General features: G+C 40.4%; 21 protein-coding genes. 16 read left to right on the top strand and 5 right to left on the bottom strand.

Features of this window, described 5'->3' with window-relative positions; translation table 11 throughout:
- Positions 1 to 366: 366 nt before the first annotated feature.
- On the bottom strand, positions 367 to 1,938 hold the full coding sequence (hutH, locus tag ACFSKL_RS17530; RefSeq protein WP_376887785.1) for a histidine ammonia-lyase: 1,572 nt from the start codon (positions 1,936 to 1,938) through the stop codon (positions 367 to 369).
- Between the two features lie 328 nt (positions 1,939 to 2,266).
- Here hutH and ACFSKL_RS17525 point away from each other — a divergent pair, with 328 nt between their 5' ends.
- From ACFSKL_RS17525 to ACFSKL_RS17485, 9 genes are all read left to right on the top strand, one after another.
- The gene (locus tag ACFSKL_RS17525) at positions 2,267 to 2,659 is read left to right on the top strand and encodes a GxxExxY protein (RefSeq protein ID WP_376887782.1); all 393 of its coding nucleotides are present in this window, start codon (positions 2,267 to 2,269) and stop codon (positions 2,657 to 2,659) included.
- A gap of 118 nt (positions 2,660 to 2,777) precedes the next feature.
- On the top strand, positions 2,778 to 3,653 hold the full coding sequence (locus tag ACFSKL_RS17520; RefSeq protein ID WP_376887780.1) for a LysR family transcriptional regulator: 876 nt from the start codon (positions 2,778 to 2,780) through the stop codon (positions 3,651 to 3,653).
- Positions 3,654 to 4,139: 486 nt separating this feature from the next.
- On the top strand, positions 4,140 to 4,757 hold the full coding sequence (locus ACFSKL_RS17515) for an RNA polymerase sigma factor (protein WP_376887778.1): 618 nt from the start codon (positions 4,140 to 4,142) through the stop codon (positions 4,755 to 4,757).
- A 161-nt stretch (positions 4,758 to 4,918) separates the two neighbouring features.
- The gene (locus ACFSKL_RS17510) at positions 4,919 to 5,971 is read left to right on the top strand and encodes a FecR family protein (protein WP_376887775.1); all 1,053 of its coding nucleotides are present in this window, start codon (positions 4,919 to 4,921) and stop codon (positions 5,969 to 5,971) included.
- Between the two features lie 171 nt (positions 5,972 to 6,142).
- Complete coding sequence (locus tag ACFSKL_RS17505) at positions 6,143 to 9,448, top strand: TonB-dependent receptor (protein ID WP_376887773.1); 3,306 nt, start codon at positions 6,143 to 6,145, stop codon at positions 9,446 to 9,448.
- A 17-nt stretch (positions 9,449 to 9,465) separates the two neighbouring features.
- Positions 9,466 to 11,262, top strand: a complete 1,797-nt coding sequence (locus tag ACFSKL_RS17500; protein WP_376887771.1) for a RagB/SusD family nutrient uptake outer membrane protein — start codon at positions 9,466 to 9,468, stop codon at positions 11,260 to 11,262.
- A gap of 197 nt (positions 11,263 to 11,459) precedes the next feature.
- Positions 11,460 to 12,836 (top strand): hypothetical protein, encoded by a 1,377-nt coding sequence (locus ACFSKL_RS17495; protein ID WP_376887769.1) that lies wholly within the window; start codon positions 11,460 to 11,462, stop codon positions 12,834 to 12,836.
- Positions 12,837 to 12,854: 18 nt separating this feature from the next.
- The gene (locus ACFSKL_RS17490) at positions 12,855 to 14,312 is read left to right on the top strand and encodes an alpha-L-fucosidase (RefSeq protein ID WP_376887768.1); all 1,458 of its coding nucleotides are present in this window, start codon (positions 12,855 to 12,857) and stop codon (positions 14,310 to 14,312) included.
- Between the two features lie 196 nt (positions 14,313 to 14,508).
- On the top strand, positions 14,509 to 15,663 hold the full coding sequence (locus ACFSKL_RS17485; protein ID WP_376887765.1) for a DUF4221 family protein: 1,155 nt from the start codon (positions 14,509 to 14,511) through the stop codon (positions 15,661 to 15,663).
- 77 nt (positions 15,664 to 15,740) lie between these two features.
- Here ACFSKL_RS17485 and ACFSKL_RS17480 read toward each other — a convergent pair whose 3' ends face one another.
- Positions 15,741 to 15,980 carry a type II toxin-antitoxin system RelE/ParE family toxin gene (locus tag ACFSKL_RS17480; RefSeq protein ID WP_376887763.1) on the bottom strand — a complete coding sequence of 80 codons (240 nt, stop codon included), beginning with the start codon at positions 15,978 to 15,980 and terminating at the stop codon, positions 15,741 to 15,743.
- Between the two features lie 156 nt (positions 15,981 to 16,136).
- On the opposite strand from ACFSKL_RS17480, the gene ACFSKL_RS17475 reads away from it, so the two are divergent.
- Both ACFSKL_RS17475 and ACFSKL_RS17470 read left to right on the top strand, forming a co-directional pair.
- Entirely contained in the window at positions 16,137 to 16,343 is a 207-nt protein-coding gene (locus ACFSKL_RS17475) for a type II toxin-antitoxin system VapB family antitoxin (RefSeq protein ID WP_376887760.1), read from the top strand.
- On the top strand, positions 16,340 to 16,717 hold the full coding sequence (locus ACFSKL_RS17470; protein ID WP_376887758.1) for a PIN domain-containing protein: 378 nt from the start codon (positions 16,340 to 16,342) through the stop codon (positions 16,715 to 16,717). Before ACFSKL_RS17475 ends, ACFSKL_RS17470 begins: the two co-directional genes overlap by 4 nt.
- Before the next feature lie 3 nt (positions 16,718 to 16,720).
- On the opposite strand, the gene ACFSKL_RS17465 is transcribed toward ACFSKL_RS17470, so the two are convergent.
- Positions 16,721 to 17,755 carry an alpha/beta hydrolase gene (locus tag ACFSKL_RS17465; RefSeq protein ID WP_376887755.1) on the bottom strand — a complete coding sequence of 345 codons (1,035 nt, stop codon included), beginning with the start codon at positions 17,753 to 17,755 and terminating at the stop codon, positions 16,721 to 16,723.
- Positions 17,756 to 17,910: 155 nt separating this feature from the next.
- Between ACFSKL_RS17465 and ACFSKL_RS17460 the strand changes: the two genes are divergently transcribed.
- Genes ACFSKL_RS17460 through ACFSKL_RS17445 form a run of 4 tightly spaced genes read left to right on the top strand, consistent with a single transcriptional unit; the run spans position 17,911 to position 19,912 of the window.
- Positions 17,911 to 18,216: an AbrB/MazE/SpoVT family DNA-binding domain-containing protein gene (locus tag ACFSKL_RS17460; protein ID WP_376887753.1), complete on the top strand. Its 306-nt coding sequence runs from the start codon at positions 17,911 to 17,913 to the stop codon at positions 18,214 to 18,216.
- Positions 18,213 to 18,554: a type II toxin-antitoxin system PemK/MazF family toxin gene (locus ACFSKL_RS17455; RefSeq protein WP_376887751.1), complete on the top strand. Its 342-nt coding sequence runs from the start codon at positions 18,213 to 18,215 to the stop codon at positions 18,552 to 18,554. The genes ACFSKL_RS17460 and ACFSKL_RS17455 overlap by 4 nt, the downstream gene beginning before the upstream one ends.
- Before the next feature lie 6 nt (positions 18,555 to 18,560).
- A complete protein-coding gene (locus tag ACFSKL_RS17450) occupies positions 18,561 to 19,097 on the top strand; it encodes a hypothetical protein (protein ID WP_376887748.1) in 537 nt (178 codons plus the stop codon).
- Positions 19,094 to 19,912 (top strand): tetratricopeptide repeat protein, encoded by an 819-nt coding sequence (locus tag ACFSKL_RS17445; protein ID WP_376887747.1) that lies wholly within the window; start codon positions 19,094 to 19,096, stop codon positions 19,910 to 19,912. The genes ACFSKL_RS17450 and ACFSKL_RS17445 overlap by 4 nt, the downstream gene beginning before the upstream one ends.
- Before the next feature lie 416 nt (positions 19,913 to 20,328).
- Here ACFSKL_RS17445 and ACFSKL_RS17440 read toward each other — a convergent pair whose 3' ends face one another.
- Both ACFSKL_RS17440 and mnmA read right to left on the bottom strand, forming a co-directional pair.
- The gene (locus ACFSKL_RS17440; protein WP_376887745.1) at positions 20,329 to 21,030 is read right to left on the bottom strand and encodes a pseudouridine synthase; all 702 of its coding nucleotides are present in this window, start codon (positions 21,028 to 21,030) and stop codon (positions 20,329 to 20,331) included.
- A gap of 3 nt (positions 21,031 to 21,033) precedes the next feature.
- Positions 21,034 to 22,245, bottom strand: a complete 1,212-nt coding sequence (gene mnmA, locus ACFSKL_RS17435) for a tRNA 2-thiouridine(34) synthase MnmA (protein ID WP_376887742.1) — start codon at positions 22,243 to 22,245, stop codon at positions 21,034 to 21,036.
- A gap of 342 nt (positions 22,246 to 22,587) precedes the next feature.
- Here mnmA and ACFSKL_RS17430 point away from each other — a divergent pair, with 342 nt between their 5' ends.
- Positions 22,588 to 24,111: a DUF4394 domain-containing protein gene (locus tag ACFSKL_RS17430; protein WP_376887739.1), complete on the top strand. Its 1,524-nt coding sequence runs from the start codon at positions 22,588 to 22,590 to the stop codon at positions 24,109 to 24,111.
- Positions 24,112 to 24,177 lie beyond the last annotated feature (66 nt).

Genomic DNA, 24,177 nt, shown 5'->3' with positions numbered 1-24,177 from the left:
TTTAAGTTTTTGCTCGCAAAGACAAATTAAGATAGAGAGAACTCCTGAAAGAAACACTGCTCAATTTATTTGCAACCTTTTGCTTTAACTTTTTTAATTTGTGTATCACGTCATGAAAATAGTTGACACTATTTTGTTTCAATTTGAGGAGTTCAACCCGCTTTGGGGTTGTTGTTTCCTATATCATCATTATTCCCCGGGTTGTAACCCGGGGTTAATCAAAGTTTAACCCTGCCTGCAGCAGGCAGGCACTTCGTGGTTGATCTCCTCTCATTTCTCGCCTCTTGTCTCTCGTTTCTCTGTCTGTCACTTCTCGTCTCTCTTGCTTCATCTCTAGCCTCTCATCTCTAGCTTCTCGCTTTCTCTTTAAAGCCTATCAAACTCCTTCGACCAATCTGTCTCAAGCTGTAATCCTTCTTTGTCAGCGACTTCTCTGGCTAAGGTAAGCAATTCACCACTTTGAATGATAGAGATAGCGGTCTCCATGTCTTCGTACATGATCTGATCTTCCGTGACATGCTTGATTTTTGTCCGCACATGCTCATAAAGGGCTGTCATGATCTTGCCAGACTTCAATGGGGCATGGAAGTCGACAGCTTGGGCAGCACAGAAGAGTTCTACACCGAGAATCTTTTCTACATTTTCGATCACTTGCAAGGCTTTTCTTGCCCCAATAGACCCCATACTTACATGGTCTTCCTGACCAAGTGATGTAGGAATGCTATCAGCTGAAGAAGGAAAGCAAAGTCCCTTGTTTTCACTTGCCAAAGCCGCTGTGGTGTATTGGGGGATCATAAAACCTGAATTCAATCCCGTTTCTTTCAGTAGTAGTTTGGGAACTCCCGGTGTGTCCCCTTCCAAGGAGAGGTAGATCCTTCTATCAGAGATATTTCCGATCTCCGAAGCTGCCAAACAGGCATAATCCAGAGGCATTGCTATGGGCTGTCCATGGAAATTTCCTCCACTTATTGTATGGTTTTCATTGAAGACAACAGGGTTGTCTGTCACCGAGTTGATTTCTGTTTCCAACATGTTTTTAAGGTGTAGCCATGCATTTCGGGAAGCACCATGGACTTGCGGCATGCATCTTAGCGAATATGGATCTTGCACACGTGCGCATGCGGCATGTGAATGGACTATTTCTGATTCGTGGAGCAGGTTGAGGATGGTTTGGGCTACATGTTGGTTGCCTGCATATGGGCGGAGTTGATGGAGTTCGGAAGAAAACGGTTTTGTTGAACCCAAAAGCCCTTCCAGCATCATAGAGCCTGTGATATCTGCGTGGGCAAGAATATTGTAAAATCTTTCCAATACCTTGACCCCAAAAGCTGCAATAAATTGCGTTCCATTAATCAGTGCCAAACCTTCTTTTGGCCCCAAGGGAATAGGGGTAAGCTGATGAAGTTTATATAAATTCTCTGTAGCAATGATTTCTCCCTTGAAATGGACTTTCCCTAATCCAATCAGGGGTAGAAATAGGTGTGATAAAGGTGCCAAATCACCTGATGCACCAACAGAACCCTGTTTTGGGACTACTGGAATGGCATCATTTTCTATATGCCAAATCATCCTGTCCAAAGTAGCTTCCTGAATCCCCGAGAAACCTTTGGCCAATGCATGGATTTTGAGAGTCAACATTACTTTTGATATATCTATTGGTATTGGCTCGCCAACACCTACTGCATGGCTTTTTAGGATGTTCTCTTGCAGTTTACGGGTTTGGTCAGGGGAAATCATGGTCGTACAAAGTGGCCCGAAGCCAGTATTGATCCCATAGACAGGTTTGCCATTGGCAACTATTTTTTCTACCGCAGAAGCACTGGTTCTAATTTTCTCCCTGGTTTCATCAGTTAGGATCCCTTGGGTTTCACCTCTGGCAATGCTAAGTGCACTGGAAGCAGTGAGATGTTCTTGGCCGTATTGGAAAGTGTTTTTCATTTTTTTAAGATTTTTGCCACAAAGGCGCGAAGGCACAAAGATTTTTATTAGGTGGTTTGTAATGCAATTGTATTTTTTAACCAAAACACCATAGTTGTTTAAGGTTTTGTTTTGCCATGAAGACTATATGATAATTTTAATATTATTATACCTTCGTTGCAATTCAACTCAAAAATAGTTCTTCTTATTCATAATTATAAATACCAATTTTAGTATAAATAAATAACCTGTAGTAATTAATTGATTTAAGCGTTTAATTTCAAAACATGATTTGAGTCTATCAAACTTGATTCTTAAATTGTGGTTTTACTAATTTAAATTTATACAGATGAGTTTTGGAGATTTAAGTTTTGATGAAGAGAGAATTGGTAAGTTGATCGTGAATTCTTCTTTTAAGGTACATAAAAATTTGGGGCCTGGTCTTTTGGAAAAAGTTTATGAAGTTTGTCTAGCTCATGAATTGAGAAAGTCAGGTTTGGATGTAAAAAGGCAAATAACCATTCCAATAGTTTATGATGGAATTAAATTTGATGAAGGATTGAGGTTGGATTTGTTGATAGAAGATAAGATAATAATTGAAATTAAAGCTGTTGAGCAAGTAAATCCAGTTTGGGAGGCGCAAATTATCAGCCATTTGAGGTTGACTCGTTTAAAATTGGGATATTTGATAAATTTTAATGTTCCTTTGATAAAGAAGGGGATTAGACGTTATCGGAATTAAATGCGAATAAAGTAGTCTGCCACGAAGCCGAAAAGTCACGAAGGTTATACAGTAAAAGAGTAGTAGATAATAAACTTTCTTAGTGCCTTGGCGACTTTGTGGCTAAAATATTAAAGCTTTGAATATAGAACTCCGACATCTTGAATATTTCCGTGCTGTAGCAGAAGAGCTGAATTTTGGACGGGCAGCAGAACGTCTGTTTATTTCCCAGCCAGGCCTTAGTCGGCAGATCAAACAGATGGAAGAAATCCTAGGGGTACAGCTTTTTGAAAGAACCAAAAGACGTGTAGAACTGACAGCGGCTGGCGAATACCTCAAATCAGAGGCGGATTTTATCTTCAACCACCTAGAATTGACCAAAACACAGCTGAAAGAAATAGCCAAAGGCAATGTTGGAGAATTGAGGATTGGCTTTTTGGGTTCGGCAGCCCATACTGTTTTGCCTGATTTTTTGGTGAAAATCTCTAGGCATTTTCCCGGAATCCAAACTACATTGGAGGAATTGAGCAATGCCAATCAGGTAGAAATGCTGGAAAAGGATAGGTTGGACTTGGGGTTTGTTCGGCTTGCAAGGGTTCCAGATCCATTGCAAATGCAAGTTGTACATATAGATTCTTTTTCTGTTGTATTGCCATTGGGACATCCTTTGTCAGGTGGAGGGTTCAAGAATGTGGGGCAGCTTAAAGAAGATGATTTTATACTTTTTTCCCACGACTATTCTTCGATCTATTTTGATAAGATCATGTCTATTTGCGAAGACCAGGGTTTTTCGCCCAAAATCACACACAAGTCTGTCCATGCACTGACTATATTTAAGTTGGTAGAGGCAGGTTTGGGAGTGGCGATTGTCCCGACTTCACTCAAAGAAGGCTATGATCTGAAAGTAAATTTTATTGAGTTGTTGAATATCCGTCAGAAAACGGAGCTTTTTGCAGTATGGAAGAAGGGGAATAGGAACCCTGCTGTTTCGAAGGTTTTGAATTTACTCAAGTGAAGTTAATATATGCCTTAATATTTCATTCCGATACCCTTCGCTATCGGGACTACTTCCTTGGCTTCAGTTCGCAGTATATTTATACAGCTTCACTTCGCCAACTCGTGTCTTACGCAAACCTGGCTTTTCCAGCAGACCCTAGTTAGATTATACATGTGAAATCCTGCGGATAATTGTCAACTGCGCCACGGACAAGTGTCGACGGTTCACACTTGTGTGCGCATGGAGTAGTCCAATTACCCTGAAAATAGTATGAATACATTGTTTAAATGGCTTCTGGTAAGCAAGCAGATGTACAAGTATCGAATTTTACAATTATAGTTTCTGGAGATTAGTATAGGGCTTTGCTGGAGATGTGCATTCCGTCATTTGTTTCGTGTTGAAATTTTTTTTATTTTCAATATCTTTATTATTAAAATTTTGTTATATATAAAATTTCATTAACTTTTGAAAATATTTTGAATCATCAATATAAACAAATATTATATGATTGGTGTAGTTATATCGAAAGTAAATGAAAAATATAATGAAGGTTCCAGTTTAGATCAAAAATCATATCGATGGGACAAAATTGATGACAGCCTCCTATGGGAAAGGTTCAAATGTGGAGATGAGTCTGCATTTGTGTATATCTATGAAATGTACTTTCAGGAACTTTGCGGATTCGGAAGCCAGTTTGCTCCTTTGGATGTAGTTGAGGATTGTATCCAAGACATGTTTATCGATGTGCGTAAAAAAAGAGCCAAACAGCCTCAATTGAGGAATTCAATAAGATCGTTTTTGTTTCAGGCGCTCAAAAGGAGGATTTTTAATTGGCTGAAAGCGAATAAAGGGAAGCGATTGGAATATGCTGCTGCTGGGAATTTCGATGTAGTGCCATCACATGAATCGTTGATCATCATGGATCAAAGGCAAAAGGAAATATTGGAAAGATTGGATATTGCGCTCGAAGGCCTAAAGGATAAGCAGCGTGAGGTGGTCTATTATTATTTTTACAAGGGAATGAGTTATGAGGAAATCCAGCAATTGATGGGTTTTGGGCAGGTCAAAAGTGCCCGAAATATTGTTTATAAAGTAATTAACAAACTGAAAGACATATTTTGATTTTTCCTGAAGAGGATTTTTTTTTCGATAGTTCCCAATACTATTTTTAGAAAACCACCGGGTTGTACGTAGGTAAAAGACATATTCGTTGAATTTTTTTTTTCTCAAAACTGATGTCATTTGGTAAAGTTGTTTGTCTATGGTGTAAAAGATAGATAAACTTGAAAAATACAGAATTTAATACCGAATATTTTTTGTCCAACAGGTACTTTGTGAAATGGGTAAAAACTCCCGATGATGAAAGTGACCGTTTTTGGGAGAATTGGTTACAAAACCATAAGCTGCATGAGGAAGCTTTTCACAAAGCTAAAAGCATTCTGGAGAATATCAGGTATGCAGAATCCGAGTCAAGTCAGGATAGAAAGGCCGTTATTCTGGAAAACATCCTTGCAGGTAAGACCAGCAAAATTCACAAGGGAAAAACCTTGGGATTAGGCAATCATTCCATTATGCCATTGATCTATAAGTCTATCGCAGCAGTTTTGCTTATTGGGATTTCCTTTTGCTACTTTTTGGATTGTCTGCCTGGGATTGGCATTACAAAAGAGACTCCTGAGGTGGAGTACCTTTCAAGAACCAATCCTTTTGGGCAGAAATCCACCTTTTATTTACCTGATAACTCCAAGGTGATTCTCAATTCAGGAAGTACTATCAGGTTTCCCAAGAATTTCTCAGAGGATTTTAGGGAAGTATTTCTTTCTGGTGAGGCATATTTTGATGTGGCGGCTGATTCTGTCAGTCCATTTTTGGTTAGATCCGGCGAGCTGTATGTCCATGTGCACGGGACATCTTTCAATGTAAAGGCTTATGATGGCTATTCCCATGTCAGTGTGGCACTGGAACGTGGTCTAGTGTCTGTTCATCCGAGCCAGTTGGAGAAGCCCACGAAACCATATTTTCTTAAGCCGGGTGAAAAACTTGTCGTCAGTAGGGATTTTGAAGAGGCGCATAGAACAGGTTTTGACTATGACCAAGAGTTTGGTTGGAAGCTAGGCAAACTGGTGTTCAGTGAGTCTGGAATAGGGGAGTTTGTGGAAAAGCTCGAAAGATGGTATGGAGTAAATGTGGAGATAGAAGGAAAAATACCAAGTCAATGGAGCCTCAATGGGGTATTTGAAAATGAAAGTTTGGAAAATGTATTGAAGGGGCTGTCATATAGCAGAAATATATCCTACAAGATCCAAGATGATAAAGTAACTCTAAGATTGCCTTAGACATCACCATAAATTTAAAATAATCTTTAACCAACCATACCAAATATGACTGATATTTTACAACAAAAAACACACTCATGGACCAAATGTTTTTGGGTGCTGACACTGCTTATCTGGGCAATATGTTGTCCTATGACTTCTGAGGCCTTTGATTCGCAAAAAGAACCTGACATGGACAAGGTTTTTCTCAGTCTCAATGAGCAAAACACCAAACTGAACAAGGTATTCAAGTCGATAGAGTCCAAGACTGGTTTCACATTCTTCTACGATCAGCAACTGGTGAATGTAAGCCAGACTGTGACTTTGGACAAGGCGAATAGCTCTCTTACAGAGGTGCTATATACATTGTCATCGATGACAGGGTTGAGGTTTTTGCAAATAAACAAAGTCATCAATGTGAAAAATGCCGAAATACAGACCCTACGACAAACCTCTTCTTCAGACGTCACGGTGAAGGGGAGAGTGACTTCAGAGTTGGAGGCGGATGGTATTCCTGGTGTGAATGTACAAATCAAAGGTACTACCATTGGAACTGTCACGGAACTGGATGGAAGTTTTGAGATCAAGGTGCCTGATGGCAATGCGGTATTGGTGTTTAGCTATATAGGATACGAACGCCAAGAGGTTCAGGTGGGCAACCGTAGTCGCGTTGATATAATGCTAAAAGAGGATGCCAGGTCAATGGAAGAAGTCGTTGTCGTTGGTTATGGGACGCAAAAGAAAATCCATCTCACTGGGGCTGTCAGCCAAATCTCTTCGGAGATGCTTGAAAACCGTCCGGTAGCCAATATTGGGCAAGCGCTACAAGGTGCTATTCCCAACCTCAATGTAGGTATCGCCAATGGCAGTCCAAATACCGTCCCGAGCTTCAATGTAAGGGGAGGAACCTCGTTTTCTGGAAACAATTTCCAATCAGGCAGTCCACTTATCCTGGTGGATGGTATCGAAATGGACATCAACCAACTGAATCCTGAGGATATTGAAAGTGTCTCTGTGCTCAAAGATGCTGCCTCTGCAGCTGTTTATGGTAGTAGGGCAGCTTTTGGAGTGATGTTGGTCACTACCAAAAGGGGCAAAAAAGACCAACCTGTACGGATCAATTATACCACTTCCTATCAATGGAATTCTCCCTCTACGCGTCCGGATCTCTTGGATGCACTGACTATACAAGAAGCTTCTATAAAAGCGCTGGAACTGGAAAACAGAACTCCTTCTTCCGATATGTTGGAAAGAAGGGATAGAATTGCAGCCCATATGGCAGATCCAGAAAATGTCCCACCGTATTTTATGGAAAACGGCAACATTCAGTGGATTGGCAATACAAGGGTATATGATGAGGCGGTAAGAAATTCATCCCCCATGATGAAGCACAATATCAACATGAGGGGAGGGTCTGGCAAGAACAATTATTACCTGTCTATGGGATATCAAAGCCAAGAAGGACTCTTTAAGATCAATACGGATACACATGATAGGTACAATCTAATGGCGAATGTAAATTCCCAAGTGAATGATTGGTTTTCATTGGAATCCAGAATCTCTTATAACAATACTACCTTCAACGAGCCGGTCAACCCAGCAGGGAAAGGCGGTTTGTGGAGGGCTATGGCTCAAGAACCTGGTAGAAATATCAATATGCCTATCAGGACATCGCCTGATGATCCCGCCCCAAATATGTACACAGACAATATTCTTTCATTTATGGATTATGGTTCGAACAATAGGGAAAACAGGGAAACAAGCTTGTTTGCCTTGGCACCGAAATTCAATCTTGCCAAAAATTGGGTGTTACAGGGTAATTTTTCTTATAAATCCATGAATTTTAGGAGAAAACAGGTCGTACCCGAACTCCGACGTGTGGAAAACCGATGGGACCAGACTACCAACGTGCATACCAATCCTTCCTATGTACAGCGATGGAATCAGCACTCAGATCAATTTGCGGTGAATATATTTTCCGATTACTCCTTTGATCTCAATCAGCATGAATTTTATTTGATGGGCGGGTTCAATCAAGAATGGTATTCCTTTGAATATCTGGGAGGAAGGGGAGAAGGGATATTGACTCCTTTTATTCCCGTAATCCAGCAGACATTGGGTAACCTTTATGCCTATGACAGTGAGTCCGAATGGGCATTGAGGGGAGGATTCTATAGGGTGAGCTACAATTATGGCAGCAAATATCTTTTGGAGTCTAATGGACGCTATGATGCTACGTCGCGTTTCTCAAGAGGAACTAGGTATAAATTTTACCCTTCTGTATCCGGTGGATGGAGGGTGACGGAAGAGGATTTTGCTGCAGGAATCCGACCATATATCAACGAGTTTAAGATCCGTGGATCATATGGTTCTCTCGGTAACCAGAATGTTTCGAATTACCCCTACATTGCTACCTATGGCACGACGCAGGAAGTGCAGCATTTGTTTGGTGGGGCAAGACCTTTGGGGATCAATCCTCCAGGGCTAGTGGATGCCATGTTGACCTGGGAGACTGCAGAGACGTTGGACATTGGCTTTGACCTTACATTGATGGACAAACTGGATTTTACTTTCAGCTGGTATAAAAGAACAACCTCGGATATACTTACTGCTGGAGAAAAACTCCCAGCAGTGCTTGGTACAGGCGTACCAACCAGAAATTCAGGATCCCTGGAAACCAAGGGCTTTGAGTTGACGGCCAAATGGAGGGATGAGCTTAAAAATGGATTGAGCTACGATGTGGCTTTTAACTTATCCGACTATACTACTACGGTAACCAAGTTTGACGGAAACCCCAACAATATCCTGAGTGCATTATATCCCGGGATGATGATGGGTGAAATATGGGGCTATGAGACTTTAGGTATTTTTCAAACCCAAGAGCAGATAGACAATGCACCGACACAAAACCTGCTCAGTCCACTTTGGTTCCCAGGGGATGTACAATACAAGGATTTGAATGGGGACGGAGAGATCACCCCAGGTGCCAATACCCTTGAAGATTCCGGAGATAGAAGTATCATAGGAAACAGCACTCCTAGGTTTCAGTTTGGGCTGAATATGAATGCCTCCTTTAAAAACTTTGATTTGAATATTTTCTTTCAGGGTGTAGGGAAGAGGGATTTTTACATTGGAGACAATATGTATTGGGGTGGAATGGCTGGGGGAACTGGCACCTATGAGGTATATAACAATACATGGACACCTGATAGGCCAGATGCCTTTTTTCCAGCTTACAAAAACAAGGGGGCAAATAGACTCACCCAAACGAGATTCTTGCACAATGCGGCCTATGTACGTCTGAAGAATCTGTCAGTTGGATATAACCTCCCAAGAGAATTGTGCCAATCATTCAAGCTAGAGAGGTTGAGGGTGTATGGAGCCGCACATAATCTTTGGGAGTTCACCAAAGTGCCGACTTTATTTGACCCAGAGGTCATGAGTGCCAACTACCCTATGATACGGTCTTTGGCTTTGGGACTTCAAGTTACGTTTTAATCCAAAATTGAGAAAAAATGAGATCAATCAAATATCTATACAGAATAGCTTTTGTCTGCCTTTTGGTGTCGGCAATACAAGGTTGCAATGATGATTTTATGGACAGGTTTCCCCTGGACCAAATCAATGACGAAAATTTCTGGCGAACTGCCCAGGATTTAGAGTTGTACAATAATTCCCTCTATCCAATATACATCAATGGTTTTGGGTATGGATGGGCAGATGGGTCAGTACAGCCATTTGGGTATAACATCTCCTCGATAGCTTATGGAGACATTATTACCGACAATGCCGTTCCCAATAGTTATTCTAGGGTAGCTGCCAACCAATATAATGGACATATCACAGGGTCTAGTGGATCAGGTGGTTGGTCTTGGGGGAATCTCAGAAGGATCAATTTTTTTCTGGAAAACTACCAACGGGGCAATGTTCCTGATGATGTCAGAAACGTATATGCCGGAGAGGTCTATTTTTTTAAGGCGATGGAGTACTTCGATAAGGTGAAGACGTTTGGGGATGTTCCATGGATTACAGAAGCTTTTGAAACCAATTCCGAGGGCCTCTATGCTCCAAGGGACTCCCGGGAGATCGTGATGGACTCTATTCTGTTGGTCTTGGACAAAGCCATCGCCTACCTTCCCCAAAAAGGGGTTGAGAAACCAGGCAGACTCCATAAAGATGCCGCTCGTTTTCTCAAAGCTCGGGTTGGGCTTTATGAAGGTACTTTCAGGAAATACCATAGTGATTTGGGACTTGATGGAGCCAAATACCTTCAGGCTTGTGTAGATGCTGCAGAACAGTTGATGGAAAACGGCTACAGTATTTATAGCACCGGTGATCCCGATAAGGATTACAACAGTCTTTTTGCACAATTCCAATATAGAAACAACCCTGAGGTGATCTTGTACAAAGAGTACTCTGCCGATCTGAATTTGGGTTCTGCCTTTAGCAGGTATTATGCACAGAATCAAAGGCATCAGCATGGCGCCACCCGCGATTTGGTAGAAGAATATCTCTGTGCCGATGGCTTGCCGATTTCCCAGAGTCCCTTGTATCAGGGTAAAGAGACACTTTCAGATGAGCTGACGAATAGGGATTTGCGGTTGAGACAGACTGTGTGTGACTATGGAGAGTATGCGTTGGCATCCCATGTACAGGGTAGCAATAATTCCCCTTTGCCCAATATCCCCGGTTTGAGTGGAAATAAATGCCCCACAGGATATAGGATTGCCAAGTGGTTTATAGACAGTGTGTCAGATTGGGATTTGGTGACCAGGGGGCAGCAGGCCACCCCTATGTTCAGGTATGCAGAGCTTTTGCTGAATTATGCAGAAGCCAAATATGAATTGGGACAGATGGATCAAGGGGTACTGGATAATACAATCAACAAGATACGTGCCCGTGTAGACATGCCGCCGCTATCAATCGGCAATATCCCGGATGATCCCTCATTGGAACAGAAGTATGCCCAGTATATTGGGTATGTTCCAGCTCCTGTGTTGAGAGAAATCCGCAGGGAGAGAAGGGTAGAGTTGGCATTTGAGAATACCAGATGGGATGACCTTGTCAGGTGGAAGGCTGGTAAGTTTTTGGAGATACCTGTGGAAGGCTTCAAGTTTGAGCAGGAAAGATACCCAACGGTTGTAGTAGATAGGGATGTGTTTCTAAGCGAAGAGGGTTATCTAAGACCATATCATCAGGTATTGCCAGAAGGTAGGCAATGGGAAGATAGACAGTACCTATTCCCGATTCCAATCGAAGATTTGGTGCTGAACCCTAACCTTGTTCAAAATCCAGGTTGGGAATCGAATTGATCCATACTTGATTGATAAACAATTTCTTGTGAAAACTAAGCGATTGTCCAGAAAAATGCAGACAAATAAATTGATCTGGTAGAAAGTTGCGGATAATCGACAACCATCAACTACAGCTGTAAATAAAGTGTGAATATTATTTTAAGTGGTTACTGCTTTGAAAGCAGATATACATGTTAAACAAAAACTATTTAATTATGAAGAATTTAAAAAACTGGATTTATGTGGGCCTCTTCTTAGGAATGGCATGTGCACCCATTGATGATAACCCACAGATTATTCAAGAACCAGACCCGGAACCGGGATTTATTGTAAATGAACATAATCTCAATGTGGTCTATTTTGTGCCCAATGACAACCCTGAAGTTCCTGGATATAGAGAGAGGTTACATGATATGCTTGTTTATTTTCAGGAGTTTGTGGGTGATGAAATGGATAGGAATGGGTTTGGCTATAAGAGTTTTGGGTTGGCTTGGGATACATTGGACAACCAAAACAGGGTAGATATCATTACAATTCAAGGGGAGCATGACCAGGCTACGTACGACTATGGAAGTGGTTCTGCTATTTTGGGGGAGATAGCTGCATATAAAAATGCGCATCCAGATAGGTTCAGCAGTCAGCATATGCTGATCCTGCTGCCTCAGCGGACAGATGGGGGAAGTCAGCCTTTTTACGGGCTTGGACGCAATTGCTTTGCGGTAGACAACCCTAATATAAAAGTATCAGAAATACCGACAACGACTTCAAATCTGATCGGTGGGATGATACATGAACTAGGCCATGGGCTTGGACTGCCACACAATAAAGGTACCCGATCTGAAAGACAGGAGTTTGGAACTTCCCTGATGGGTGCAGGCAATACGACTTTCGGAAGGTCTCCTACCTTTATTTCCAAAGCTGAATGTGCAATACTCAATAGGAATCAGATATTTGAGTCTGAATCAATACCCGACATCTACGGTGGAGCAACGACCACAGTAACCCCGTCCGTTAGTTACGATGGATCGTCAAATACCCTGACACTTACTGCTGAGTTTACAAGCAACAAAACCTTAAGTGATGTATTGGTCTGGCTGGATCCCAATGTTGACAATGAGGGGGTCGGGGCAAACCGTGACTACAATTCCGTGGCTTGGTATGTAGGCAATCCAGGCGGAAACCAGTTCAGTACGAGTTTTGAATTTGGGGAGATTGAGGATCACGGGGATTGGCCATACGAAATGAGGGTTAGGCTCTTGATGGAAAACGGGACAATAAATACACATTCATACTCCTTTAAATTCAACAATGGAAATTTTGAAACAGACTCGGGGGTGATGGTCTATCAACATTCAAACTATAACGGATGGGGTGTGGAATTGTCACCTGGAAGTTATACAACAGCTGATCTAGTCGCACTTGGTGTTACCGATAATGACATCAGTTCGATCAAAGTCCCATTGGGATTAAAGGCAACGTTGTATGCAGGGGATGATTTTACAGGCCAGGCATTTGATGCAGGTGCAGGTAATATTTGGTTTCTTTCCAGTTTCAATGACATGACTTCATCTATTGTTGTCAGTGAACAATAAATACTTTAATAAAAATTCATGAATAATAGAAAATATAAAATCACCTTCACATGTGCCTTTCTAGCACTGCTTTTTTCGGGAGTACTAGCCTATGGTCAGCAGGCAAACAGGCATAGAAGTTCTGTAACCCTGGAGCATGGTTCGAAAAGATTGGGAAAAAGAACCGATCCTATGATGGGAGTCTGGCGGAACTATGGATTGGGACAGTTTATCCATTGGGGGCTATATGCCATTCCGGGAGGGCATTGGGATGGGAAATACTATTCTGGTGCTGCCGAGTGGATCAGGTCTTGGAACGAAATGCCCAAAAATGCATATGATGAACTTTACAAGGTGTTTGATCCCAAAGCCTATGATCCCAAAGCTTGGGCAAAACAGGCCAAGGATATGGGCGCTAAATACATGATCATCACGACCAAGCACCATGATGGATTTTGCTTATGGCCAAGCCAATATACAGATTATTCTGTAGCCAAATCCCCCTACAATAAAGATATCATAGGGCCAATGGTCGAAGCTTATGATGCAGAAGGGATTGATGTATATCTCTATTTTTCGGTTATGGACTGGAATCATCCGGGCTATAGAAGTAAGCTGGAGACAAAAGAAGACGAGGAAGCATATGAGGGGTTTAAAGAATTTACAAGAAACCAACTATTGGAGCTGCTCGCCTTCTACCCGAGTACAAAAGGATTGTGGTTTGATGGAACATGGGATCAGGCATGGATTCAGCAGGCTGCATTTGCTGATGAGCTTGAGGAGGAAATGAGAAGCGTAATACCAGGACTGATCATAGGAAGCAGGTTTAGGGCAGATGAGAACGGCAAAAGACACTTTGATACCAATGGGGATTTGATGGGGGATTACGAGCAGGGCTGGGAACGTAAGATGCCAAACAGGATCGAAGATGTCAATGGGAACGACTGGGATTGTGTCATGACTGTTCCGGAAAACCAATGGGGCTATCACTCTGATTGGAAGGGACATGTGAAAAGTAGCGTAGAACTCATCGAGATGATGGTCAAGGCAGCGTCTTTGGATGGGAATTTTGTCATCAACTTTGGTCCTGATGGACAAGGGAATATCCGTCCCGAAGAAAGTCTTATCGCGAAGGAAGTAGGAGAATGGATGGAGTCAAATGCAGAGGCAGTGTATGACTGCGGCTATCTGGATTGGGAAAAACAAGACTGGGGATACTACACAAGAAATAGGAAAACTGGAAATGTAAATTTGGTAGTGTTCAATTATCCGGCATCTGGAAAGCTCAGAGTGAAGGTTCCCAAAGGGATTAAGATCCAAGGTATAGATTTGATAGGCACGAATGGAGGGACGATAGATCTAGAAGAGATCCATAGGGATGAGTACTTTTTGGGTCTGCCCAAAGGAACTGACCATACTAAGCCGGTAGTCTTGGTCATGAAGATAGTTGAGGGAGATGCAGAGGTTCAGGGGGTATATGAGAAAGCCAAGATATAAATAAAATAAAACAATTAAACCTAGCTTCAAATCCCGGAGGGAGGACTTATTGGTTTTCCTTCCGGTGATTCTTGTTGAAGAGTTGGCACATAGAATATTTGTTCCCTTTTGCTTAATCCTGGAACAGGGTAGCATTAAGATGGTTTGTTTTCTGTAAATTAAATCGTTAGGTTTGTTTTTAAACTAACAGTTCCTAATGAAAACATTTGACTCTCTTGTAATTATTCTGTTTTTTGTTTTTTGGGCTTGTGATTCTGGGAATTCGGCGAGGAATCAGGATTATCAGTTAAAATCTATTGGGTATGCTGCTGTAAAGATTGGTGAAACCACCCCTAATTTTAGTATGGGTTTGCAATATTTTTCAGAGGGGGAACAAGAATTGTTGTTTAACATTAACTGGGCAACAAACTCTCTTCAAATTTATGATTTGGAGAAAGAAGATATGATCAAAACCATGATGTTTGACAAAGAAGGAGATCAGGGTGTTGGTGAATTGATGGGGTTTCATGTACATACCATGGACAGTATTTTTCTATTTTCACAACGTGGGGGAGATTTTAGCTTGGTAGATACCACAGGAAATATCAAGCAAAGGTTTAAGTACGAAGCTCCAAAAAACCATACAAATGCATTTGTCCACAATATAAGTTTTGTGACACCCCCAGTCATCCGAGGCAAGGATGTCTTTTTTAAGACAAGGCCAGCTGTAGTGAATAATTATCTTGAAATGACAGATGATCTTTTGTCTTCTTCAAGTTTAGGTTTTATGTTTGATATGGAGTCAATGGAAGTTGTTTTATTGCCCCATCACTACCCAAAGGGATATTTGGAAGATGGGCTTAGAAGATTTGAAAATAGTAGATCTCAAGGCAAAAATAAGATCGTTTACTCCTTTTTCGGAGATCATAATTTGTATTGTGCGGAGGATTTTGATTCCCCTTTGAAAGCTGTAAATGGAAGAAGTCAATTTCTAAATGAAAGATTACCATTGTTGCCGACAGAAGGAGTTCCCCTTGAATCACAAAAGTACAGTTTTGCTTCGTCTCGATACGACAACTTGATTTATGATCCTTTCAGAGCTGTTTTTTACCGATTTGCTTATCCAGATTTGAAAGTGGAATCAGAGGAAGAGGTAAGGGCATTGAGGAGTAATCCGGGACCGTTCGTTGTGATGATTTTTGATGGAGAATTAAATATTTTGGGAGAGACTTATTTTGAAGGGGGGAAATATCTTCCCATGAATGCTTTTGTTGGGCAGAAAGGATTGTATGTCTCCACAAACAACCCGGAAAATTCAGAGAATCAAGAAGATCAGATGAGATTTGAAGTGTTTAGTTTCATCCGTTCTTAAGAAGTTTTTGAAATATGATAACTCTAAGGAATTGCGTGAATTAAGCTGGGAATGAAAGTTTAGTTTTATGAAAAGTACTATTCACTAAATTTTGTAGGATCCCTTCTACTGTCCCAAAAGGATAAAATCAATATTTTCTCAAATTTAACTTCATAAAAAATCAAGTAATCGCGAACTATTTTGAATCGTACATTTCCTTCATCGGTAGACTTGCCTACTTCTGGATGTAATTGAATCAGTTTGATAGCATCCCAAAATAGAGAGTCTAGTTTTTTGCTATATTGGATAGACTTTTTTCTGTTTTTCCAATATTTCAAGCCTCTCGGCTTGGGCTTTTTTTGATCAAATTACCCGTTTAACCATGAATCGATTTCTGAATTTGCATTTTCTTCGGTCAGGATTTCACCTTCATTAATCTGTCTCTTTGTTTCTTTATACGATGATATATCGTATTTTTGTAAAAAATTAATATTATGAAAGTTACAGCAATAATCCCTGATGATTTGATAGCTGAAGCTATGGAGCTTTCTAAGTCAGGTACTGTCACAGATACTTTGAAAATAGCTTTGAAAACTTACATTAGATCTCAAAAACTAAAAGAGCTTGGGACTATGGTTTTGAATGAACCTTTGGAATTCAAATATTCTTCCCAGGAATTACGTGAATTAAACCGAAAATGAAAGGAGTTGTATTTGATACTTCAGTCTGGATTGAATTTTTGAAAGGTAATCCGAAATTCTTTGACACCTGTCAAGAACTTTTGGAAAATGACAGAGTCTATGGGCTTGAACTGATTTTTGCTGAATTGCTGCAAGGGGCAAAAGGAAAGAGAGAAATTGATGCGATTTTGGCTTATGCTTCACTAGTTTCTACTTTGGATGAACCCTATTTAATTATTGAATCGGGATTGATGTCACAAAAATATAAGTACATCAATGATGGTGTGGGATTGATAGATGCGGTGATCTTGGAAGCAGCGAGAAAAAATGAACTCAAACTTTGGACTTTGGATAAAAAGTTGAGAAAAGTATCAGGTTATGATTTGCTTTTTTAACGATCAAAGTACCAAACCATTTACCCAGTTTGTGATGAATTTTTTTGGTTCTTCGTTTATATCGTATGCCTCCATGATTTTTATAGGGTCTTCTTTGAAAAAGTGTCCAATCCCTTCAAATATCTTGGTCTCTATGTTTGGGTTTTGCATGGTTTCAAGTGTTTGGATTTCCTTTTTGGTACTGATTAACTGATCTTTTTCTCCTATTGCATAAAGTGTTGGAATAGCTAAATTTTCAAAAAATGGTTCAAAGTTCCTCTTGATCATCTCGAGGTTGTAGGGAGTGGAAAAGTATGAGAATTTCTTATACCGCTTTTTGGTATAGCCGATCTCCTTAGCTTTTTTATAAGCAATTTTTCTTATTTCCTGATTTGGAAGATGGCTGTTTTTACCGATTTCATCATTGATGATCTCCATTACTTTAACCTTCTCTTCCAAGGTGTTGTATTTGAATTTATCTATAAGAATAGGATTGTCGTTTTCTATTTGGTGGATAAAAAAGGCTCCATGTTTTTGTACTGGACTTGCCAAAAAGACAAGGAAATCTGGCTCAATACCCATTTCCATAGCCTCCAATACTCCCATTCCTCCATAGCTATGTCCCAACATTCCAAAAACCTTTCCTTCAAGCACGGGGATGGTTTTCAGTTCTTCAAATAATGAATGCACATCTCTCCCAAGCATAGATAGGGTATAGCTGTAATCATTATAAGTACCTGTTGAGCTTCCATTCCCACGTTCATCGTATCTGAAAACAGCTATGTTTTTTTCTAAAAAAGCTTCTGTCAAATAAGGTTGATTGTGTCTTGTTTCCGGTCCTGAGCCCGGCACTATAAATACAACTTTTGAAAAATTCTCGGAAGGAACAACCAAATTACCTGAAAGTGAAACGTCATCCGCTTGATTGCGGGCTGTGATTTGGAATTCAGAATAATTTGATTCCATCTTAATCTTCCTTTCATGGGGGAAGATTTCTTGACCATTGCCAATCAATGTTGTCATAAGAAAGATAAAAATCCAAACTGTAAATTTTTCCATATGGTAATTATCTTGATTTTGAGGTTTACTTCAAAAATATGTTGTTTTATTTAACATGTTTTAAATGACAAATTTGAAAAAGGGTAAGAGTTTTCTCTGATAATAAGAAGGTTGAAATGAAAAAAAATACATAAATTGTTATAACTTGTTATTACATGCTGTTAACTTTAAGCATGGAAACCAAAATCAGAAAAATTGGAAATAGTAGTGGGATTATTTTACCTAAATCCTTGATTGATAAATATGATCTCACTGAGGTGATTATTGAGGATCATGGTGATGGAATCATCATCAAGCCTGCAAAGAAATCCCTGTTTCAGGCCAAGATGGAAGATGCCAGAAAAAACAAAACGACCATTTACATAGAAATGGAAAGGCAAGCTGCCCAATCAGAAGTCAATGCTTTCTATGGGGAGGAAGCTAAAAATTGGGGAGACATAGACACTGAAATTATAGAATGATGAAAAACGGTCAAGTATGGTTGGTGGACTTTGAACCTCAGGCCGGACAAGAGATCAAAAAGATCAGACCCGCCATCATTGTCAATTCAAATGCGTTGGGAATTTTGCCTTTGAAAGTGGTAGCCCCTCTGACAGATGGTCTGAAACAGCAACAAGCCTGGATGGCCAAACTTTCCCCTAGTCAAAAGAATGGCTTATCTAAAACTTCTTTTGCAGATTGCTTTCAAGTAAAAAGTATTTCTGAGAAGAGGTTTGTCAAGAAAATTGGAGTCTTAAACGAAGAAGAAATGGCTGAAGTGAAATTATGTCTCGCTAAAGTATTGGAGTTGATTTTTTAAAATAAAATGAAAAGTATTGAATTGATATACAGCATGAAAATAAACCTAATTCTACTTTTCTGTATCAGCATCCTTTTCTCTTGCAATGTTGAAAAGGAAAAAGAACCGGCATACCTTAGATACATTGGGGATATTGAATTTGATCCAGAAATAGATGATCCGGATTTTAAACTTTGTTATTATGAAAGCTCGGTTTTTCAATATTTCAGTTTTAGTTCCCTAGAGACTTTTGTGGGTGAGAAAGAGGCAATTGATGATTATTTTAAGGAGAACTACAAACCGGTTGATATCAATGAATCCGGTTGGATAAGGATTCGGTTTATTGTCAATTGCAATGGGGAAACTGGACGGTTTAGAATGATCGAATCTGATGAAGATTATAAAGAAAGACCCTTCAATACAAAAATTTCAAGCCAACTCATGGCATTGACCAAATCGCTTGAAGGTTGGCAAGGTTTTGAAAATGAAGAGCATTCTTTAGATTACTATCAGTATTTGGTGTTCAAAATTAATAACGGGGCAATTGAACAGATTCTTCCATGAAACAACTTCTTACATTTTCGCTTTTTATTTGCATGTTTTCTGGAGCAATGAGTCAGCAAAACTGCTATTGGTTTAAGCATAACGGTGACATGAAGAGATATGAGGCATGTATAGAAGCTGAAAAAGCAGGGGCATATTATCAATTTAGCAAAGAATACCATGAAGTTTATGACAGGGTGATCGAAATGGATCCTACTTGGGCGGTTCCCTACCGGGCAAAATCGGTATCTTATCTCAAAGCTGGAGATTTTATTAATTGGAAAAAATTGATGGACAAAGCGGTAGAATATGATACTTTGTCCTACTTGCCCTATCGTGCAGGGTGTAGGTTTCAATTTTTCAGGGATTACAAAGGAGCTATAGAGGACTTGTTGCTATTGAAAAAAGTGACTAACAACGAAATGGGATATACACCGAATGGACAATATCATCTAGATATTGTCTTAGCACTATGTTACAAAGCTACTGGACGGTCTGAGGAAGCCATAGAAGTGATTTTCGAGAGATTTAAGGACGATAGTTATGAAGTTGGGATTTTTGATTATATCCATCTGGGAGTTTTGTATTTGGAGAAGGGGGAATACAATAAAGCCATAGAATATTTGAAAAAGCAGGAAAAGTTTAATGACTTAGCCGAAAATAGGTTTTATATAGCAATGGCTTACAAAGCACTTCAACAAAAGGGGAGTTGTCTACAAAATCTAAAAGCCTCTAAAGAGCTATATCAAAACAACCTAAAAATGCATGATCCCTATCAAGAGCCCATGGATAAAATTTATTTAAGCACGATTGAGAGGGGACTTAGCGAGAATTAGGCTTTGTTAAACATGGTTTAATGTCTCACTCAGGGGTTAACCCACTCCCTTTAGGTGAGGACTTTAGCTTAATATTTTTGTGTCCTTTGTGTATTCATAGTGTTCTTTGTGATTTAGTTTTTTCACCACCCAAGACCACTAAGGTTTCACAAGGTTCACAAAGAATTTATTTTGTATATTTTTACTTTTCTCTTGTAGTCGAATTCAATTGAAACAAAGCTCATTGGTCTTAAGCCGAGAGTAGTTTACATTTGATTTGGCAAAGTATTAAATCATTTTGCGTAGTACTTGCTAGAACTAATGCTGGGCATCATTTTGTATTGGAAAGGTCGCTGAAGGGAAATGGAATTACTACGATATCACCTTTTACAAATCCTTCCATGCTTCATCTTCTTCTTTTTTATCCCAGTCTTTTTTCAGCTGAACTCAATCCCTAATTTCCCTAAAATTTCTACAAAATACTCTGGAAGCGGTGCTTTTATTTCGATTGACTCTTGACTGATTGGATGTTTGAAACTGAGTTTCCAAGCGTGGAGTAGGAGCTTGTGAGAGTCGAGTTTTTCCCTGAAAAACCTGTTTTGTCTAGTCTCGCCATGTGTGCTGTCGCCGATGATATAGTGCCGGGCATGCGCCAGATGTCTTCTGATCTGATGCATTCTTCCTGTATGGGGATAGGCTTGCAATAGTGAGTAGCGGCTAGTTGGATAGCGTGGGGTGGAAGAGTAGGGGATCTCTGTTTCTGCCAACTTCCAGAATTCTGTTTTGCAGTCTTGCAATTCCCCATCGAGGTCTTTTTTTAATGGATGCTCGATGATCCAATTTTTCTCCGTTGGAATTCCTCTCACCACAGTCAAATAGTGTTTTTCGATTTCCGAAGTGGGGAAAAGGGGTTGCAACAAAGCTGCAGCCTCTGGTGACTTGGAAAACAACAAGACTCCGGAAGTAGGTCTATCGATTCTATGCAATGGATAGACCCACTGTCCGATTTGATCCCTGAGCAGCTGCATGGCAAACACAGGGATTTCGTCTTTTGCCAGTTTTGTCTTGTGGACCAACAAGCCCGATGGCTTATTGATGGCGATGTAATCATCGTCTTCAAAAAGGATTTCCAACAGCATTATTTAAGATATTGTGCCAGAACCTATACTTTCCTCACCTTGATACCAAGCAACAAATTGACCTGAAGCGACACCTTTTTGTGGAACATCAAATATCACATACAGTCCATTTTCCTTCATCAGCAATGTCGCAGGACTCAATGGTTGCCTGTATCGGATCCTAGCCATGTATTTCGCAGATTCTCCTACTTTCAGCTGTAAGTCTTCCCGAATCCAATGGATTTCCTTCGATTCTACAAACAAGCCATTTCGGAGCAAGCCAGGATGTGTTTCACCCAGTCCTGTATAGATTACATTTTCCTTGGTATCTGTAGCAATGACAAAAAGCGGCTTGCCAGTCCCGCCAACTTGAAGTCCTTTCCTTTGTCCTACGGTAAAATAATGTGCTCCATGATGCTCTCCAAGCTTTGTTCCTTGCTCAGCAGTGTAATTCTCTGGAAGACAAATGCCATTCAATGTTTCCAAATCTAAATCTTCTACTGGAATTCCAGCCGGAATTTTCTTTTTATCATAGATTGATAACTTTTCCGGTACTACCAGGATATCACCTTTTTTGGGCTTGAGTTGTTGCTGGAGAAAATCAGGGAGTCTAACTTTTCCTATAAAACACAAACCTTGGCTATCTTTTTTGTCTGCGGTAATCAGATCTTGTTCTTTGGCGATTTTCCTTACATCAGGCTTTTGAAGATGACCGATCGGGAAAAGAGCTTTTGCCAATTGCTCCTGATTGAGTTGGCAAAGGAAATAACTCTGGTCTTTGTTTGGATCGGCACCGGCAAGCAACTGATAGATTGGTTTCCCATCTACTTCTATTTCCCCTTTTTGGCAATAATGCCCTGTAGCGACAAAATCCGCTTTGAGTTTTTGTGCTGCTTTCAAAAAGATGTCAAATTTGATTTCCCTGTTGCAAAGGATGTCTGGGTTTGGCGTCCTACCGGCTTTGTATTCGGCAAACATATAATCAACGATTCTCTCCCGATATTCTTCACTGAGGTCTATCGCTTGGAAGGGAATCCCAAGCTTTTCTGCCACCAGCATGGCATCAGTACTGTCCTCCATCCATGGGCATTCATTGGAAATGGTGACGGATTCGTCATGCCAGTTTTTCATAAACATTCCGATGACTTCATACCCTTGTTCTTTCAATAGATATGCCGCCACAGAACTATCCACACCGCCGGAAAGACCGACTACCACTCTTTTTCTTGTATTCATTTGTTTTCAATTTTCATGGATTCAAGGTCCATGAGGATTTCAATAATACCAAACAGTTTAAGCTGTTCATTAAGTTCACAAAGTTACTTTTTAAATATGGTTATTGAGCTGTATAAAATAAGCAAAACAGGATATGTTTATTGTTTTCACTTTTTTAGCATAGACAATTCAATGTCGCTACGATAAGACCTTCCAGATTTTTTATTAGCAAGAGGCATGGATCTTAATGTCTCACTTTGGGGGAAAATCCCTCGTCTTTAGTGTTTTTTTTCCCATCAACACAATCCAATCTTATTAGTGGCTTCGTAATTCCTTTTCATAGACCAACAAACAAAAACTATTATGCGAAAAATTAATTTTACCAGGGGACTAAGGGTTCTCTCGATTTTGACAATGAGTGCAGTGATTTTTAGCTGTAACGATGATGAAAAAATGCCAGATATGAATGTGCCGGGGATGGCTCCTGAGGTGGAGTTTATGGCTTTGACTTCGGACAATAGAATTGTAAAGTACGATGCTAGGGAATTGAATTCCCCAATGGATGTAATGAGTGTAAATGGATTGGAAAGCGGAGACAACATTATAAGTATAGATTACAGACCCGCTACAGGACAATTGTATGCGCTGGGTTCTTCCAGTAGGTTGTATGTGATCAATGAAAATACAGGGGATGCCACCGTTTTGGGAGAATCTTCTTTTTCGCCTGCCATCATGGGTGATAATGCATCCATCGATTTTAACCCAACAGTAGATAGGATCAGGCTGGTGACTGCTTCGGGACAAAACCTGAGATTACATCCAGAATTGGGTACAGTAGTAGCTACAGATGGTGACATCAATGGAGGTATGAATCCGATGATCGGTGCTGTGGCCTACACCAATAGTATGGCTGGTGCAAGCTCTACCCAATTGTTTGATATCGATTTTTCCCAGAACAAATTATACCTGCAAAACCCTCCGAATGATGGTGGCTTGGAAGAAATTGGTGATTTGGGAATTGATTTTATGGGTATGGGTAATTTTGATATCATAGCGGACAATTCCGTAGCCTTGGCTGTGACAAGACATGAGGAAGAATCAAAGCTCTACACCATCAACCTTTCTAGTGGAAAAGCGGAATGGGTTGGGACTTTCGGCTTGCCTGTCATTGGTTTGGCTTTCAAAACCAATCCTGTAGCCTATGCAGCATCAGAAGATAATATGCTTTATAGGTTTGATCCGACCAATCCCAGTATGAACCCTGTGGCCTTTAATGGACTGTTGACAGGAGAGACTGTAGTGGGTTTGGATTTTAGGCCGGCAAATGGTCAATTGTACGCAATCACCAGTGCAAGTAGGATCATGACAGTCAATACAGCCAATGGGCAATTGGCATTGGTAGGAGCTCCATTGACTCCCCTATTGCTAGGAACTAGTTTTGGGTTTGATTTCAATCCAACTGTTGACAGGATCAGGTTGGTAAGTAACTTGGGTCAAAATCTAAGATTGCACCCTGATTTGGGAACTGTAGTGGCAGTAGATGGCAACTTGAATCCAGGTTCACCAATGGTGAATGGAGCAGCCTATACCAATAGCATTGCAAATGCGACAACAACAGTTCTGTTTGTCTTGGATAGCGAAACTAATATGCTTTACAGACAAGATCCTCCTAATGATGGTGGTTTGGTTGGAATAGGCAGTTTGGGAGTGGATTTTACAGCTGACAACGGTTTTGATATAGGAGGCAACTCCAATATGGCATATGCTTTATTGGAAGTAGGATCGTCAACTGGCGTTTATTCGATCAATCTTACCTCAGGGGCAGCAACAAAAGTTGCAGACTTTAATATCAAAGCTACAGCAATGGCAGTTGGGTTAGGGTTTTAAGTTGATAAACAATTAATTTGATGACAAAACCGACTCTTATATTGGGGTCGGTTTTTTTCTTTTGGG

Origin of the sequence: Belliella marina (assembly GCF_042682445.1) — a bacterium.
Lineage (GTDB): Bacteria > Bacteroidota > Bacteroidia > Cytophagales > Cyclobacteriaceae > Belliella > Belliella marina.
This window is presented reverse-complemented; position numbering and strand designations above follow the sequence as displayed.